Genomic DNA, 13,162 nt, shown 5'->3' with positions numbered 1-13,162 from the left:
TCTCCCGTCGTTTGGCGTTGGGAGAACAGTAAGCGAGCGCAGGAGAGGGGACTAGACGGGTAAATCGGCAAGGGTTTATGAGTTGCGCTCATCAATCCGACAGGACCGGTGAGCGCCAGGTGATTTCAGCGGCTCACGAGGTTTTCTCGAACCCATTGCTCCGCGCTGGTGACTTGAATGGATTGCTGTTCGTTGAACGTGCCAGCTTTCGGCCAGGCCACGCCTCTGCCTTGCGCGAACACGGCGCGATACTTTTTGATGTGGTGGGTGGGATCTTTTTCAAGTTCCTGGATCAGGTGCTCAACAGTCCAGACGTTGCGTTTGAACGGACGTTCAAGCACCCGTTCAAGGATGCTCGCCACTTGTCCGTAGGTCACGGTGTCGCCGGAAAGGTAGACGATCTGATTGCGAAAACGAGGTTCGAAGAAGACGATTTCGGCGGTCAACCTGCCGATGTCTTGCGGTGTGGTGAGCGTCACGCTGTTGTCGAGACTGCCGAGGGCGTTCACGGCGTCGTTTTCGAAGTCCACCACCTCAAACACTGGCTCGAACAGGAAGCTGGTGAACATGCCCGTCGAGATGATGACCCACTCGGTTTTATCCTGGGCGCGGAGCAATTCGCGCACATCGAGTTGAGCATCAAACAAATCCTGAGGACTGCCTCGCCCGATGACCTCGAAATCCACGCCAAACTGCCAGGGAAAGTAGCGCTTCACACCGGCCTTGAGCGCTGCGGTGGCAAGCTTCATCGGCGTTTCCCGACCCGCCACCATGCCTGCGCAGCCGATGACGGTATCGAATCGGGCGAAGACTTCAGCCAGCTGATCGATCGAATCACTCACCAGGTCGGCGGCGACCATTTGGATCCCCAGACTCCGCAGCTCATCGATTTCTGCCTTTTTCTCCGGCATCTGGGTGCTGATGGTCGAGGACCGAAGGAGGACACTTACTGTAGAGCCCGGGGCGCGTTTTGCCACATTTGCGAGATTGCGCAAAACCGGCAGGCCGAGTTCGCCGGCGCCGAGTACGAGAATCGATTGGGGGGAAAGCTGTGTGACTTCGGTCATGATGTCTCCTGAAACCTGCTGTCTGTAAGATGGGCAAATACTTGCACCATTCGACAGCACCAGTAAGAAGGCACACGTGTGATACCGGGAGGAGAAATGACCGACCAAGAGACTCTTGGCCAGGCAGAAATGATCTGCCAGACGCTGAGAGACGATGATGACGGCGTCCGTCGAGAAGTCCTCACGCATGCCGGCAGTCGCTGGTCGTTGGGCATCCTGCACGCCTTGGGTGTGTACGGCACGATGCGCCATGCCGAGATCAAGCGACAGATGAGGGGCGTGACTCAGCGCATGTTGACCAAGACGCTGCGCTCACTGGAGCGTGATGGTCTTCTGATTCGGCGGGAGTTCGGTGAAGTTCCGCCGCGTGTCGAATACGAGCTTACGCCACTGGGCATGGGGCTTTTGGTCCGTATGTCGCCTGTGTGGACGTGGGTGGTCGAAAACGTCGACGACATTCGCAAGGCACGTCGTGCTTTCGACACTCAGGTTGACCAAAAACCTTCTTGGCAAGTCCCCACGCCCATGGCAGTGGATTCAGAGGTGCCTTAGTGAATCGGCACGGGCGCGTTGCTTCAGAGAAAAGGGGACATCAGTCCCCTTTTTGATTTTTTGCCATTTTCTGTCTTGGCATTGAGCACTCGGGTCAGCCTTTACAAAACTAGCTAAGCAAGTTAGCTATATGCTAGTGTCGCTCGCCTCGAACCGAATCCCTCGATCTCCGAACAAGACCTGCGCATGTCATCACCCACATCTCCGCCCAATCCCGCCGAAGATCCACGCACGCTGCAGATCGCCAGCGATGCCGTGGGCCAGCAGTTGCAACAGATCGCCATCCTGACCCGTGCTGCGGCCGGCCAGTTGGGCGTGATGCTGGGCATCAATCAGACCGACGTGGCGGCGCTGGAGCATCTGATTACCGACGGTCCGTTGCCGCCGACCGAGCTTGCTTCGCGTCTGTCCGTGACCACGGCGGGCATCACCCAGGTCATCGACCGGCTGGAGCGTGCCGGGCACGTGGTGCGCGAGCGACAGCTCAACGACAAGCGCCGGGTACTGGTGTGCCCGGTGCCGGAGTCGGTGGCACAGGCCTATCGGCATATCGCGCCGATGCTCAATGGGTTGAGCGCGGTGCTGGGTGCGCTGGACGAGCGGGATCGTGCAGTCATCGAGACCTTTCTGGGCCGGGTGATCGAGGTCTACCGCAACACGTTGCCGGGCAGCACGACAGCCACGTCTGAAACGCAGGACGCAGAATGAAGCCACAGAAAATACTCGTCACCGGTGCAAGTATCGCCGGCCCCGCGTTGGCGTATTGGCTGTCGCGTCAGGGTATGGACGTCACGGTGGTCGAGCGGGCGCCGGCGTTTCGTGATGGCGGGCAAACTATCGATGTGCGCGGCGCCGGGCGTGAAGTGGTGCGGCGCATGGGGCTGGAGGAGCTGATTCGTGCGAACACGACGCACGAGCAGGGTATCGCTTTCGTTGACCGGGACAACCAGACCAAGGCGTTCATCGGGGTCGATGCGTTTGACGGTGACGGGCCGATTGCGGAACTGGAGATCCTGCGCGGTGAGCTCGCCAAGCTGTTGATCCAGCACAGCGAGGACCGGGTCACGTACCGGTTCGGTGACAGCATCGAAAGCATCGAGGACGATGGCGAGCAGGTTCACGTGCGTTTCGAGCAGGGCGGGGAGCAGGTTTACGATCTGGTGATCGTGGCCGAAGGGATGGGTTCGACGACCCGCAATCAGGTGTTCGGCGATGAAGTGAAGCGGCGCCCGCTCGATCTCTACACGGCTTATTTCACCGTGCCTCGACAGCCGAGCGACGGCCAGGTGATGCGCTGGCACAACTTGCCGGGCGGTCGCTGCGTTTGTTTGCGTCCTGACAACCTCGGCACCACGCGCGCGTTTTTGTCTTTTCAGCAGGCGCCGAGCGGATACGAAAAGCTTGCGCAGGACGAACAGAAATCCTTGCTCAAAAAACTGTTTGCCGATGCCGGTTGGGAAACGCCTCGCGTACTCGCTGCGCTGGATGACACGACTGACCTTTATCTGGAAGCGGTGGGTCAGGTCAAAATGCCCCATTGGTCCAAGGGGCGCATCGCGCTGCTCGGGGACGCGGCGTATTGTGCGTCGCCCATCAGCGGCATGGGCACCAGCCTTGGACTGTGCGGCGCCTACGTGCTGGCCGGAGAACTCGGGCGCCACGCCGATCACCATCAGGCCTTCGCCGCCTATGAAGCGCTGATGCGTCCATTCGTGGCTCAGGCGCAAAGCGTGCCCAAGTTCGCCCCAAGGCTGGCCTCGCCGCATTCGCGTCTGGGCATTGCACTCGGCCATGCCGTGCTGCGGATGGCCACTGCGCCGGGGCTCAAGAAACTGTTCGGCAAAATCCTTTCGCCGAAAGCCGACGCCATCGTCCTGCCTGACTACGACGACTCACCGCGAGCATAAACCTCACAACTCGATCGCCCAGGTCTGGCTCACCAGCTCTTTGCCGAAGCTGTGAATCGGCTCTTCCTCGACCAACTCAAACCCCGCCCGCTGATACAACCGGCGGGCATCCACCAGATTGCTGGTGGTCCACAGAATCATCTTTTTGTAGCCGATATCACGGGCAAACCGCAGGCATTCCTCGACCAGCCGATTGCCGATTCCCAAGCCCCGCGCGCTGGCATCCACGTAGAGCATGCGCAGTTTTGCGGTGGTTTCGTCGTGGCGGATGACGAACACCGAACCCACCACCTTGCCGTCCTTCTCCGCAATCCAGCAGCGCTCGCCCGTGGGGTCGAATTCGCGCAGGTATTTGGCGACAACCTCTGACACCAGCGCTTCGAACTCTGAATTCCAGCCGTACTCACGGCTGTAGATCGCCGTCTGCTGATGCACCACCAGGCCCATGTCACCGGGTTGCGGATCGCGCAGCAGATAGGTCGTCGGTTGGCCACCTTCGAGCAGGGTTTGAATCTGCTTCATCGAGGCGATCAGTTGCAGTTGCTGCGGTTCGGCCAGGCGTTCGAGCAGGGTGATGACCTCTTGCCGCGAGGCTTGCTCCAGCGGCGCGAGGATCTCGCGGCCGAGGTCGGTGATGTGCAACTGACTGGCGCGGGCGTCGGTGGCGGAGGGGACTTTCTGGATCAGGCCCTTTTTGTCGAAACCGCTGATGAGGCGGCTCATGTAGCCCGCGTCGAGGCCGAGCATCTGGCGCAGGTCGGCGCTGGTCAGGTCACCGCCGGACGCGAGTTCGTAGAGGATGCGCAGTTCTGTCAGCGAGTAATCGCTTTGCAGCAGATGCTCCTGCAACACGCCGATCTGGTGAGTGTAGAAGCGGTTGAATTGCCGAACGATGTCGGCGCGGTCGGTGATGGTGGACATGGCGGGATGCTCATATGGTTGCCTTGGGCAACTATATAGTTGCCTAAGGCAATCAAGTCAAATGAATGATTTCATGATCCCGAACGCAAAGTCCTCCGGATCGAACCGCTCAGTCGTGTCCATTTGTATGCTTCTGAGGCCCACCGTTTCCAGGTGTGTGGCGTAGAGCGATTCGGAAAAACAGGTGATCAACAGAGTGCGCCGGCGTGCGCCGCTAGAGTTCAGGCTGCCGGCGTGGATCAGGTCGGCATCGAAGATCAGGATGTCGCCCGCGTTGCCCGCCAGTTGCACGGATCGGGACTCGTCAGTGAAATCGAACGGAGGCTCGCCCAGAGCAGGGCGATGGCTGCCGGGAACGATGCGGGTCGCACCGTTTTCCGCGCCGTAATCGTCGAGGTACACCAGCGCGTTGACGGTGTCGCCGGGGCGTTGCGCCGACAAGTCGCGGTGCAACTGTTGGTGGCCGCCATTGGTGAGCGGTTCGCGGCCCTCGACCTGAGAGAGGAAGAAGCGCTCGCCGATCAACTCGCCCACCACGGTCAGCAATTGTGGCAATCGGCACACGGCCTGAACGGTCGGGTCAGTGTCCAGCTGCGAATGGCGCCAGTCGATGCCACGGGGCACGGGCCATTCGTTTGAGGGTTTGATGCCGGTATCGAAAGCGAGGCGAAGGGCGGGCAGCCACGTGTTCGGAACCGCTCCAAAGAGCAGTGTGTAGCCTTTGTCATGGAGTAGTTCGCGGCTCGTCATGGCTTCATCAGTCTCCCTTTTTACAATCAGGACGAGTATTGCCGATCGTGATCATGCCGACGCGAACCTCGGTATCACCGCCGTAACCCCAAGACAATCGGTCTCCGTAACTCACCAGATCGTAGATCTCGCGTTCGCCAAGTAACTGACCATCGCGATTATCGTACAAGCGGAAAAAGGCGGGAGACTCCTAACTGACAAACCACTGAGTTTCGAAGACGTCGTCCGGCGGTGCTTGAGGGTGAAGGAAGTTGGGTAGTAGCCAGAAGGGTCTGAACGTTTGCACCCTGAAACAGCCATCAGGGCTGATATGCGCTGCATAGGCAGGTTTCGCCAACGCCTTCTCCCACCACTCGGAAACACTCCACAGCCCGACACAAAACAATAGCCCGGCAAGGACGATCTTCAGCCGCCGAGAAAAGGGCGAACGCCGACTACCTGAGCGCGTAGACATAGGCATCCATTGCCGTTCCGTCATCCAGCGTGACCTTGGTCAACACCCGCTGATACTCCGCCCCTTCAAACTCATCCAGCGCCGCCCAGTGCAGGTGGAAATTCTCGGAGGAGAAGACGTAGCCTTCGATCACATCGCCATCCTCGGCAATCACCAGCCCGGGAAAGCCCATCGCCGCGCCCCATCCGGCCTGCGACAGGCGCCCCTTCAGCGAAGCGGCTTGCCACGTGCCGCCGATGTTCAGCATCACATGCTCATTCGGCCGGCCAGGGCCCAGGGTTCCATAAACGAAGAGACGTTCCACGATTGCTCCTGCCAGTCAAAAAAGGGAGGGATCCTGACGTATCAACGATGTGCAGGCAACACCGTGATCAGTTCTGCACCGACCGACTCAGAAAACCGCCGATCAACGCCACCACCTGTTGCTGGATCACCTCACGGGAACGAGCGCCGCGGTCCGCGCAAATGATGCCGTCGCCTGGCGAATCTTCTTCCAGCAGCGCCACAGCGCCGGGCTTGCACAACGACATGAAGCTGAAATGGCTGGCGTCGCTGATCTCGACATACTGCGAGGTAGCCGAAGGCAGGCGCGTGGCGAGATTCGCCGATTCCAGTTGGGCGGGAAGGTCTTCGGACGGCACGCCCGCGCCGATCACCAGTGTCGGAACCGGCAGCGCGGCGAGGCTGGCGTCGGTCATCCCGCGTGACAGGCCCAGGTCCAGTGACACGATGGCGCGGACGCGTTTGTCGCTCAAGTCTGAGCTGATCTGGCTCTTCGCATCCGGCGTGTCGGCGACGCTGATCGTCTTGTAAACCGAGCAACTGGCGAGTTTTTGATGGGCTGCGCAGTCCTCGGCAAAGCGCTCGGGGTCGAAGCGTGTGCCGGCGATTTCCAGAGCGGTCCAGCCGCCAAGCGAATGGCCGGCGACTGCAATTCGGCCCTTCGAGACTGCGCCAAATTGCTCCGGTTGAGCGGTGACCGCATCGATCACACGGCTGATGTCGGCAGGCCGTTGCCACAACTGTGCAGCGGCTTTCGGACTGCGGTCATGCGTCGTGGTGCCAGGGTGATTGACCGCCGCGACGATGTAACCCTGACGGGCCAGCGCGCTGGCGAGCCACGCCTGATTGCTCCAGTTGCCCCTGAACCCGTGCGAGAGCACCAGCAATGGATGATCGCCGGCTGTTGGCGGCGCCTCGCGCACCGCCGAAGTCCCGACGAACACTGCGTCGTCGGCAATCAATTGCGCGGGCGCGGTGGTCTTGGCGGGATACCAGACAACCATGTCCAGCGGGCGCTCGTTGTGCGCGTCCGCCAGCGTGGCGGAGCGGAAACCGATGGGGTTTTCGTCAGCGTTTGCACTGGCTGAAAGGCAGATCAGAAACAACAGGCCAAAAACGTTTTTCATTGTTTTTATCTTCCTTGATCAAATCGGGCAAACGGGACGTTCGCCCAGACGTTCTACCAGTCTTATGGCGCTCTCTCCATACCTGTAAAAAAACTGACTAGAATCCACAGACACCCATTCATTCAAGGAACGGCCGATGTCCGGTTTACGCACATTGATTGCGACCACAACCTGTATTGCGCTGCTGAGCAGTTCGTTGACAGCGCTGGCCGATCCGGGCAACGGAAAGGGGCAGGGCAAAGGCAATCCGCATAACACCCAGGATCATGGCAATCAGGGGAAAAAAGGCGGGGGCGGCTATCAGGGGCATGGCCCGAGTATCGACCACGCCGGAGTGATCGGGATTGTGGACGGCTATCGCGGCTACTGGACCCCGGGCCCGGCGTTGCCGCCCGGCATCCAGAAGAACCTGGCCCGGGGCAAACCGCTGCCGCCCGGTATTGCGAAGAAGCTCGATGGTCGACTGGTCGGCAGACTGCCGCACTACGACGGCTACGAATGGCAGCAGGTCGGCACCGATCTGATCCTGGTCGCGCTGGCCACCGGGCTGATTTATGAAGTGCTCAATGGCGCCTTCGATTGAGCATGTGCCATAGGTCCTGGGGCAAGCGGTGCGCCAGCGTAGCAAAAGTGCAGACCTTTCTGCCGGAGAAACTTTGCCCTAGTTCACATAGGGTTCATTCAGCTTGTCCAGCGCCTCGATGACTGCGGTCGTTCGGGCTTTCATCGCATCCTCCGTGACTTGATCAATGACTGCCTGAACTTCCACCACTCTGTCGAACAGGGCGCGGCCTTCCTCGGTGCTGGACAGAATGCTTTCGGTTTCCTCCAGACTCTTGTTGTTGGCACGGATCATCACTTCGAGTTCTTCGTTGTTGAAGTGGTCGGCGTAGACATCGACGATCAGGCTTCGGATACCTTCCATATCGAGCTTTTCTATCACGGTCTCGCGAATCGTATCGTCGGGCAGTGCCCAGTAGTGTGAAGAGAACACTTTCATCAAGTCGTCCATGCGCGACTCGAAACCATCGTCGCGAGTGGATTCGACCAGTTCACGCGCCTTGTCCTTGCTACCACCACAGGCTGCCAGTGCAACGGCCAAAAGCACCACAAACGTTATTTTCCGCATAAACATGAGGGCATCAGTCCTTGATTGATCGGGTGGTGTGGGTTGTCTGGCTTTGGTTCAGGCGGCTGCGGTCCATGACCAAAAGTGTCGAGGTGCAGGGCTGGCGATTCTATTCGTTCTGCAGAAAATTCTCATTGAGGACATCCGGATGACACCCAAAAAAACGCGTGGAACAGGGGGTTGCTGTCGTCGTGGATGACCCGTTTCAGTTCCAGACCAACGTGAAAAAGCCCGGCGGATAAGGCCGGGCTTTTGTCGAGACTTGCGGTAAAACCCTGCATTCAGACGTTACGACGTTCGATCAGACGGTCAGAACCACCTTCGGCCACCGCATCGCTGAACAGCGGATCGGTTTCGGTTGCGGCAATGGCATCGCTGAAGAGCGGATCAGTTTCAGTCGCGGCGACGGCATCGCTGAACAGCGGATCGGTTTCAGTCGCGGCAACGGCGTCACTGAACAGTGGGTCGGTTTGAGTCGCAGCGGCAACCGCATCGCTGAACAGTGGATCGGTTTCAGTCGCCGCAAAAGCATTCAGGGCGAAGAGCGAGAAGGCGATGCCGAGGATTGTTTGGCGTTTCATGGTTCTGTACTCCGTGTGCAGTGAGTTGGTATGGAGCAGATCCTACGCTTTGGATTTGATATGAGAACTTCATTGAATTAATGGTTGTTATTGATGCAGTCAATGATTGAGCTCGGTGGCCTGAGATGCGCTGAACCGCACCGATGACACCAATTCGCTTGCCAGTCACTGCGCAATAAACCTGCGAATCGCTTGAGTGGTTTCCACTGGCGCTTCCTCCATCAGCCAATGCCCCGCGCCGGCGATCACCAGTTCGGTGACGTTGTCGGCGGCATTGCGCATCACGATGGCTTCGTTGTTGCCGAAGGATTTCTCGCCGCCGACCGCCAGTACCGGCATTTTCAGTTTGGTCTTCATCGATGCTTCGTTGTCCACCGCGTCCTGGCGGATCGCGCGGAACTGGGCGAATGCCGCGTGCATGGCGCCGGGCCGGGCGTAGAGTTTGGCGTAGTGCTGGCGGGTGGCTTCGTCGACTTTTTTCGGGTCGCCGGCGAACTCGTTCCAGAAGCGGTCGAGGTAGATGCGCTCACGCCCGGCCACCAGCCGTTCTGCATCCGGCCCGCCGAAATCGAAGTGCCAGAGCATCGGCGAGCGAACGATTTCGTTCCACGGCGGGATTCCCGGAACGGGCGCGTCCATCACCACCAGGCGATCGGTTTGCTGCGGATACCGCGAGGCGTAGGCGAAGGCGACCATGGTACCGATGTCATGGCCGACCACCACCGAATGCTCGATGCCCAGCGAAGCCAGTACCGCGCGGATATCACCGGCCTGAGTCTTCTTGTCATAGCCATCGGCCGGGATCGACGACAGGCCCATGCCCCGCAAATCCGGCACTACCACGGTGTGATCCTTCGCCAGATCCGCCGCCAGCGGCGCCCACATATCCCCGGTGTCGCCAAAGCCATGCAACAGCACCACCGCCGGGCCTTTGCCGCCAATGCGCGTGTGAATTTTTGCACCGTCCACGGCGATGTCCTGCGTGCGGAACGAGGCAGGGAAGGGCGTCACGTCGGCATGGGCCGGAACACTCAGGGCCAGCAGCAGGGAAGCGGTGAGCAGGGCGCGGATCATGGCGTTCACTCCAGAGGGGGTGGCTGGAGCGTAGACGGATTTGTTGTAGCTGAAGTGTGAAAAATGGGCACAGGTCGGCTTGTATGCATCGACACCAATTCTCATATCAACCCCTTTTTGCCGGGTCTCGATACTGACATCGGTTTCGGTGAGGTCGGCTATCTGGATTTTTCCCTTGAGTAGCTCGGCAATCCTCGAAGGTTTGATTGTCCATTTCACATCTTTGGAAAGGTGTCCCAGACGCAATGCCAGTTTTCGTTTGCTTCGCAACCGAATGTGCAGCTCTCTTCGAAACACGGCTTCTCTTGATTTGGAGAAATCGACGAGCTTTTTTGTGATGGGGTTGTGTTGCTTGGTGTCCAGAGGAGGGCAGTCGTAAAAGAATATTCTGTATAGGTCTTTTCTGGAGGGCTGTTGCAGCCTTGAAGCCGGGCAGTTTGGGCGAGATGGCATCCTGGTTATCAGATGCGCCGTCGCCCATCGGTGGACGAGATCAGCGGCCCGTTCAGCATTGAATGCATTGTGGGGTTCGATCCTTCGAAATCGCTTGATGAAGTAGGCGCCGTCAACCAGAACTGCTGTGGGCATGCGTTCTTCCTGAAAACAAAAACGCCCAAGGGTTTGGCACGTCCTGGATGATTAGGACGGCTTACTGCCTTGGGCGGGATGTGGGCAGATTAGGGAGCGATGACGATGGCGTCAACCGTTCACTCTTTGAGTCGATCAAGGGATAACCTTCGATCCTGAATGTCTTCTGCGTTCAGTCGATGGGCAGTGACGGAAAAAGCATACGGTTTGAGGGCGAACTCTGAAAGCCGGCGCTTTCTGGCAAATTTGTAGGTACTTGCGCAAGGGTTTGTAGGCTCAAGTATCGAATTTCAGATGTTTAAACGTTGGTGTTTAAGTACTGATTCGCCAAGATCATTCGTAACGCTGATTCATACGAAATCCGGCAACAGTGTTTGTCCAGCTGGCCGATTTTTTAGCACCACCCCAGCCCTTAGCATCGTCTCCAACCCGTGAACAAACACGGTCCTCAACGAGACGGTGAACATCATGAGCCTCAAGAAAATCGCGCTGGTTTTAATGCTTGGCAGTTTCGGTGCACACGCTTACGCCGATAACGCGGACGCGGCGAACATCCCGGTCGAGACCTACAGTTCTTCGACGAAACTGGACATCGAGCACGTCATCTCCATCACCGAACCGGCCAACGAATGCGCCCCGGTGCCGGTGCAGATGACCTACGAAGATTCCCATGGCGAGCGCCACGTCCTGCAATATCAAGTGATGGGCACTGGCTGTTCCAGTTGAGTCAGGTGCAGAAGATGGAGGGTCGACACTCCATGTCTGCTGTACTCAAACCGCTTTCTTTCCAACGATGTCTTCATCCGATGCCAGCAATTGCGGGATCGACTGCTTCAGAAACTCCACCCAGGTCTTGATCTTCGCATCGACAAACTTGCGCGACGGATAGATCGCGAACAGGTTCAACTCCTCCAGCCGGTATTCCGGCAACACCCGCACCAAAGTTCCCGCCCTCAAACCATCCACGGCCGAAGCAATCGGCTGAATGCCGATGCCCATGCCTTTTCTGATTGCGATGGTCATGCCGTCAGCGGTGTTGATGTGGAAGGGCGACACGGGAATGGTGATGGTTTCCATGCCTTCGGGCCCTTCGAATGTCCAGTTCTCCACCGGCATCACCGTGTTGACGATGCGCAGGCACTCGTGTTCGCAGAGTTCGCCGGGTGTTTGCGGCAGGCCGCGCTTGGCCACGTAGGCGGGCGAGGCGCAGAGGATGCTGTAGGTGATGCCCAGACGTTGCGCGACGAAGCCGGAATCCGGCAGGTCGCGGGCCAGCACGATGGACATGTCGAAGCCTTCTTCTAGCAGATCCGGGACGCGGTTGGTCAGGGTCAGGTCGAACATCACCGTGGGGTGAATCTCGCGATAGCGCGCGATGGCATCGATCACGTAGTGGTTGCCGATGGCCGACATGGTGTGGATCTTCAAACGGCCGACGGGCAGGGTCTGGGCGGTACCGGCCTCTTCGTCGGCTTCGCGCACGTCATCGAGGATTTTTTCGCAGCGCTCGAGATAGCGCACGCCGGCTTCGGTCAGAGCCAGACGCCGGGTGGTGCGATTGATCAGCCGTGTGTGCAGACGTGCTTCGAGGGCCGAGATGGCTTTGGAGACGTTGGTGGTGTTGGTGTCCAGCAGCTCGGCAGCGGCAGTGAAGCTGCCGCTTTGGGCGACGGCGATGAAGAAACGCATGCTTTGGAAGACGTCCATCGGTGTCGTCTCAACAGTCAGGTGGAAAGAGTATAGGGGCGACCTCACAGGAGGCCGCCCCTTTGCCATGTATCACTTCTTGCGGGGGATGAAACCGGGTACGCCGGTCTCGACCACGGAATTGAAGCGGATCCGCGTGGTGATCTCTTCCTTGATCTCGCGCATCGCCCGGTGCGGCAAGGTCGCGATATCGAAGTTTTCCTGAATCCGGCTCGGGTTCGCCGAGGTTGTAAGGAACGCCGTCCCACGCTGCACCGCCCAGGCCAGGGCCACTTGCGCCGAAGTTTTCTGTACGTGCCGGGCGATTCCGGTGAGTACGGAGTCCTCGAGCACATTCGGCTCCATACCATGCCCCAGCGGTGCGAAGGCGAGCAGGATGATGCCGTGTTCCTTGCAGAACTCCAGCATCTCCCACTCGGGCAGGTACGGATGGGATTCGATCTGCACCACCGACGGCTTGATCCGCGCGGCGGCGACGATGTCCTTCAGCGCATCGAGGGTGATGTCGGAAAGGCCGATGGACTTGCAGCGACCTTCATCCACCAGCGCTTCGAGCGCATGCCAGGTGTCGATCAAACGGGTTTCGCCATCGTAGATCACGTGCCCGAACGCATCCCGTGGGTCCTGATCGTCGCCGGGCTGGAAGGCGAACGGCGTGTGGATCAGATAGCAATCGAGATAGTCGACCTGCAACCGCTGGCAACTGGCTTCGAACGCCGGTTTCACCCGCTCGGGGCGATGGTTGGTGTTCCACAGTTTGGTGGTGATGAACACGTCTTCGCGACGGATGTTGCCCGCCGCAAACACCTGCGCAAAGGCCTCACCGATCTGCGTTTCGTTGCGATAACGCTCGGCACAATCGAAGTGGCGAAAGCCCACCTCGAGCGCGCATTTGACCGCTTCGGTGGTGGTGCTCAAGTCGCGAAACAACGTGCCGAACCCCACGGCCGGCATCGAGCCTGCGCCGTTATTAAGCGCAATTCGGGTGTCGCGAAGTTCATCGTGAAAGGCTTCATAAGTCAT

15 protein-coding genes are annotated in these 13,162 nt (G+C 59.0%); 5 read left to right on the top strand and 10 right to left on the bottom strand.

Translation table 11 applies throughout. From position 1 onward, the window contains the following. Positions 1 to 125 precede the first annotated feature (125 nt). Positions 126 to 1,067: an aromatic alcohol reductase gene (locus CAF90_RS05235; RefSeq protein WP_085604486.1), complete on the bottom strand. Its 942-nt coding sequence runs from the start codon at positions 1,065 to 1,067 to the stop codon at positions 126 to 128. Positions 1,068 to 1,163: 96 nt separating this feature from the next. On the opposite strand from CAF90_RS05235, the gene CAF90_RS05230 reads away from it, so the two are divergent. From CAF90_RS05230 to CAF90_RS05220, 3 genes are all read left to right on the top strand, one after another. Then, complete coding sequence (locus tag CAF90_RS05230) at positions 1,164 to 1,619, top strand: helix-turn-helix domain-containing protein (protein ID WP_085604483.1); 456 nt, start codon at positions 1,164 to 1,166, stop codon at positions 1,617 to 1,619. Positions 1,620 to 1,805: 186 nt separating this feature from the next. Beyond that, positions 1,806 to 2,327, top strand: coding sequence for a MarR family winged helix-turn-helix transcriptional regulator (locus CAF90_RS05225; protein WP_085604480.1), 522 nt, complete (start codon positions 1,806 to 1,808; stop codon positions 2,325 to 2,327). Further along, positions 2,324 to 3,526, top strand: coding sequence for an FAD-dependent monooxygenase (locus CAF90_RS05220; RefSeq protein ID WP_085604477.1), 1,203 nt, complete (start codon positions 2,324 to 2,326; stop codon positions 3,524 to 3,526). Before CAF90_RS05225 ends, CAF90_RS05220 begins: the two co-directional genes overlap by 4 nt. A gap of 3 nt (positions 3,527 to 3,529) precedes the next feature. On the opposite strand, the gene CAF90_RS05215 is transcribed toward CAF90_RS05220, so the two are convergent. The 4 genes from CAF90_RS05215 to CAF90_RS05195 form a co-directional block, all read right to left on the bottom strand. Further along, the gene (locus CAF90_RS05215; RefSeq protein WP_085604474.1) at positions 3,530 to 4,447 is read right to left on the bottom strand and encodes a helix-turn-helix domain-containing GNAT family N-acetyltransferase; all 918 of its coding nucleotides are present in this window, start codon (positions 4,445 to 4,447) and stop codon (positions 3,530 to 3,532) included. 57 nt (positions 4,448 to 4,504) lie between these two features. Continuing rightward, positions 4,505 to 5,197, bottom strand: coding sequence for a phytanoyl-CoA dioxygenase family protein (locus CAF90_RS05210; RefSeq protein WP_085604471.1), 693 nt, complete (start codon positions 5,195 to 5,197; stop codon positions 4,505 to 4,507). A 434-nt stretch (positions 5,198 to 5,631) separates the two neighbouring features. Beyond that, positions 5,632 to 5,955 carry a gamma-glutamylcyclotransferase gene (locus tag CAF90_RS05200; protein ID WP_085604468.1) on the bottom strand — a complete coding sequence of 108 codons (324 nt, stop codon included), beginning with the start codon at positions 5,953 to 5,955 and terminating at the stop codon, positions 5,632 to 5,634. Between the two features lie 67 nt (positions 5,956 to 6,022). Continuing rightward, the gene (locus CAF90_RS05195; protein WP_085604465.1) at positions 6,023 to 7,060 is read right to left on the bottom strand and encodes an alpha/beta fold hydrolase; all 1,038 of its coding nucleotides are present in this window, start codon (positions 7,058 to 7,060) and stop codon (positions 6,023 to 6,025) included. A 136-nt stretch (positions 7,061 to 7,196) separates the two neighbouring features. Here CAF90_RS05195 and CAF90_RS05190 point away from each other — a divergent pair, with 136 nt between their 5' ends. Further along, the gene (locus CAF90_RS05190) at positions 7,197 to 7,643 is read left to right on the top strand and encodes an anti-virulence regulator CigR family protein (protein WP_085604462.1); all 447 of its coding nucleotides are present in this window, start codon (positions 7,197 to 7,199) and stop codon (positions 7,641 to 7,643) included. Positions 7,644 to 7,721: 78 nt separating this feature from the next. On the opposite strand, the gene CAF90_RS05185 is transcribed toward CAF90_RS05190, so the two are convergent. The 3 genes from CAF90_RS05185 to CAF90_RS05175 form a co-directional block, all read right to left on the bottom strand. After that, entirely contained in the window at positions 7,722 to 8,195 is a 474-nt protein-coding gene (locus CAF90_RS05185) for a hypothetical protein (protein ID WP_085604459.1), read from the bottom strand. A gap of 275 nt (positions 8,196 to 8,470) precedes the next feature. Continuing rightward, positions 8,471 to 8,770, bottom strand: coding sequence for a hypothetical protein (locus CAF90_RS05180; protein WP_085604456.1), 300 nt, complete (start codon positions 8,768 to 8,770; stop codon positions 8,471 to 8,473). Between the two features lie 165 nt (positions 8,771 to 8,935). Continuing rightward, positions 8,936 to 9,844 carry an alpha/beta fold hydrolase gene (locus tag CAF90_RS05175; RefSeq protein ID WP_007955279.1) on the bottom strand — a complete coding sequence of 303 codons (909 nt, stop codon included), beginning with the start codon at positions 9,842 to 9,844 and terminating at the stop codon, positions 8,936 to 8,938. Between the two features lie 1,056 nt (positions 9,845 to 10,900). On the opposite strand from CAF90_RS05175, the gene CAF90_RS05165 reads away from it, so the two are divergent. After that, positions 10,901 to 11,158, top strand: coding sequence for a DUF2790 domain-containing protein (locus tag CAF90_RS05165; protein WP_085604453.1), 258 nt, complete (start codon positions 10,901 to 10,903; stop codon positions 11,156 to 11,158). 45 nt (positions 11,159 to 11,203) lie between these two features. Here the strand turns inward: CAF90_RS05165 and CAF90_RS05160 are convergent, their stop codons facing one another. Then, entirely contained in the window at positions 11,204 to 12,139 is a 936-nt protein-coding gene (locus CAF90_RS05160) for a LysR family transcriptional regulator (RefSeq protein WP_085604450.1), read from the bottom strand. Between the two features lie 72 nt (positions 12,140 to 12,211). After that, positions 12,212 to 13,162: an aldo/keto reductase gene (locus tag CAF90_RS05155; protein WP_085604447.1), complete on the bottom strand. Its 951-nt coding sequence runs from the start codon at positions 13,160 to 13,162 to the stop codon at positions 12,212 to 12,214.

Source organism: Pseudomonas sp. B37(2017) (genome assembly GCF_002112885.1).
In the GTDB taxonomy this organism is placed as follows: domain Bacteria; phylum Pseudomonadota; class Gammaproteobacteria; order Pseudomonadales; family Pseudomonadaceae; genus Aquipseudomonas; species Aquipseudomonas paraglycinae.
The sequence above is the reverse complement of the archived record's forward strand: the minus strand, read 5'-3'. Positions and strand labels throughout refer to the sequence as shown.

Coding starts and splice junctions, on each gene's coding strand:
- CAF90_RS05215 (WP_085604474.1), bottom strand. CDS start 4,447: ATGTCCACCATCACCGACCGCGCCGACATCGTTCGGCAATTCAACCGC.
- CAF90_RS05185 (WP_085604459.1), bottom strand. CDS start 8,195: ATGTTTATGCGGAAAATAACGTTTGTGGTGCTTTTGGCCGTTGCACTG.
- CAF90_RS05175 (WP_007955279.1), bottom strand. CDS start 9,844: ATGATCCGCGCCCTGCTCACCGCTTCCCTGCTGCTGGCCCTGAGTGTT.
- CAF90_RS05235 (WP_085604486.1), bottom strand. CDS start 1,067: ATGACCGAAGTCACACAGCTTTCCCCCCAATCGATTCTCGTACTCGGC.
- CAF90_RS05155 (WP_085604447.1), bottom strand. CDS start 13,162: ATGACTTATGAAGCCTTTCACGATGAACTTCGCGACACCCGAATTGCG.
- CAF90_RS05230 (WP_085604483.1), top strand. CDS start 1,164: ATGACCGACCAAGAGACTCTTGGCCAGGCAGAAATGATCTGCCAGACG.
- CAF90_RS05165 (WP_085604453.1), top strand. CDS start 10,901: ATGAGCCTCAAGAAAATCGCGCTGGTTTTAATGCTTGGCAGTTTCGGT.
- CAF90_RS05190 (WP_085604462.1), top strand. CDS start 7,197: ATGTCCGGTTTACGCACATTGATTGCGACCACAACCTGTATTGCGCTG.
- CAF90_RS05160 (WP_085604450.1), bottom strand. CDS start 12,139: ATGGACGTCTTCCAAAGCATGCGTTTCTTCATCGCCGTCGCCCAAAGC.
- CAF90_RS05225 (WP_085604480.1), top strand. CDS start 1,806: ATGTCATCACCCACATCTCCGCCCAATCCCGCCGAAGATCCACGCACG.
- CAF90_RS05210 (WP_085604471.1), bottom strand. CDS start 5,197: ATGACGAGCCGCGAACTACTCCATGACAAAGGCTACACACTGCTCTTT.
- CAF90_RS05220 (WP_085604477.1), top strand. CDS start 2,324: ATGAAGCCACAGAAAATACTCGTCACCGGTGCAAGTATCGCCGGCCCC.
- CAF90_RS05180 (WP_085604456.1), bottom strand. CDS start 8,770: ATGAAACGCCAAACAATCCTCGGCATCGCCTTCTCGCTCTTCGCCCTG.
- CAF90_RS05195 (WP_085604465.1), bottom strand. CDS start 7,060: ATGAAAAACGTTTTTGGCCTGTTGTTTCTGATCTGCCTTTCAGCCAGT.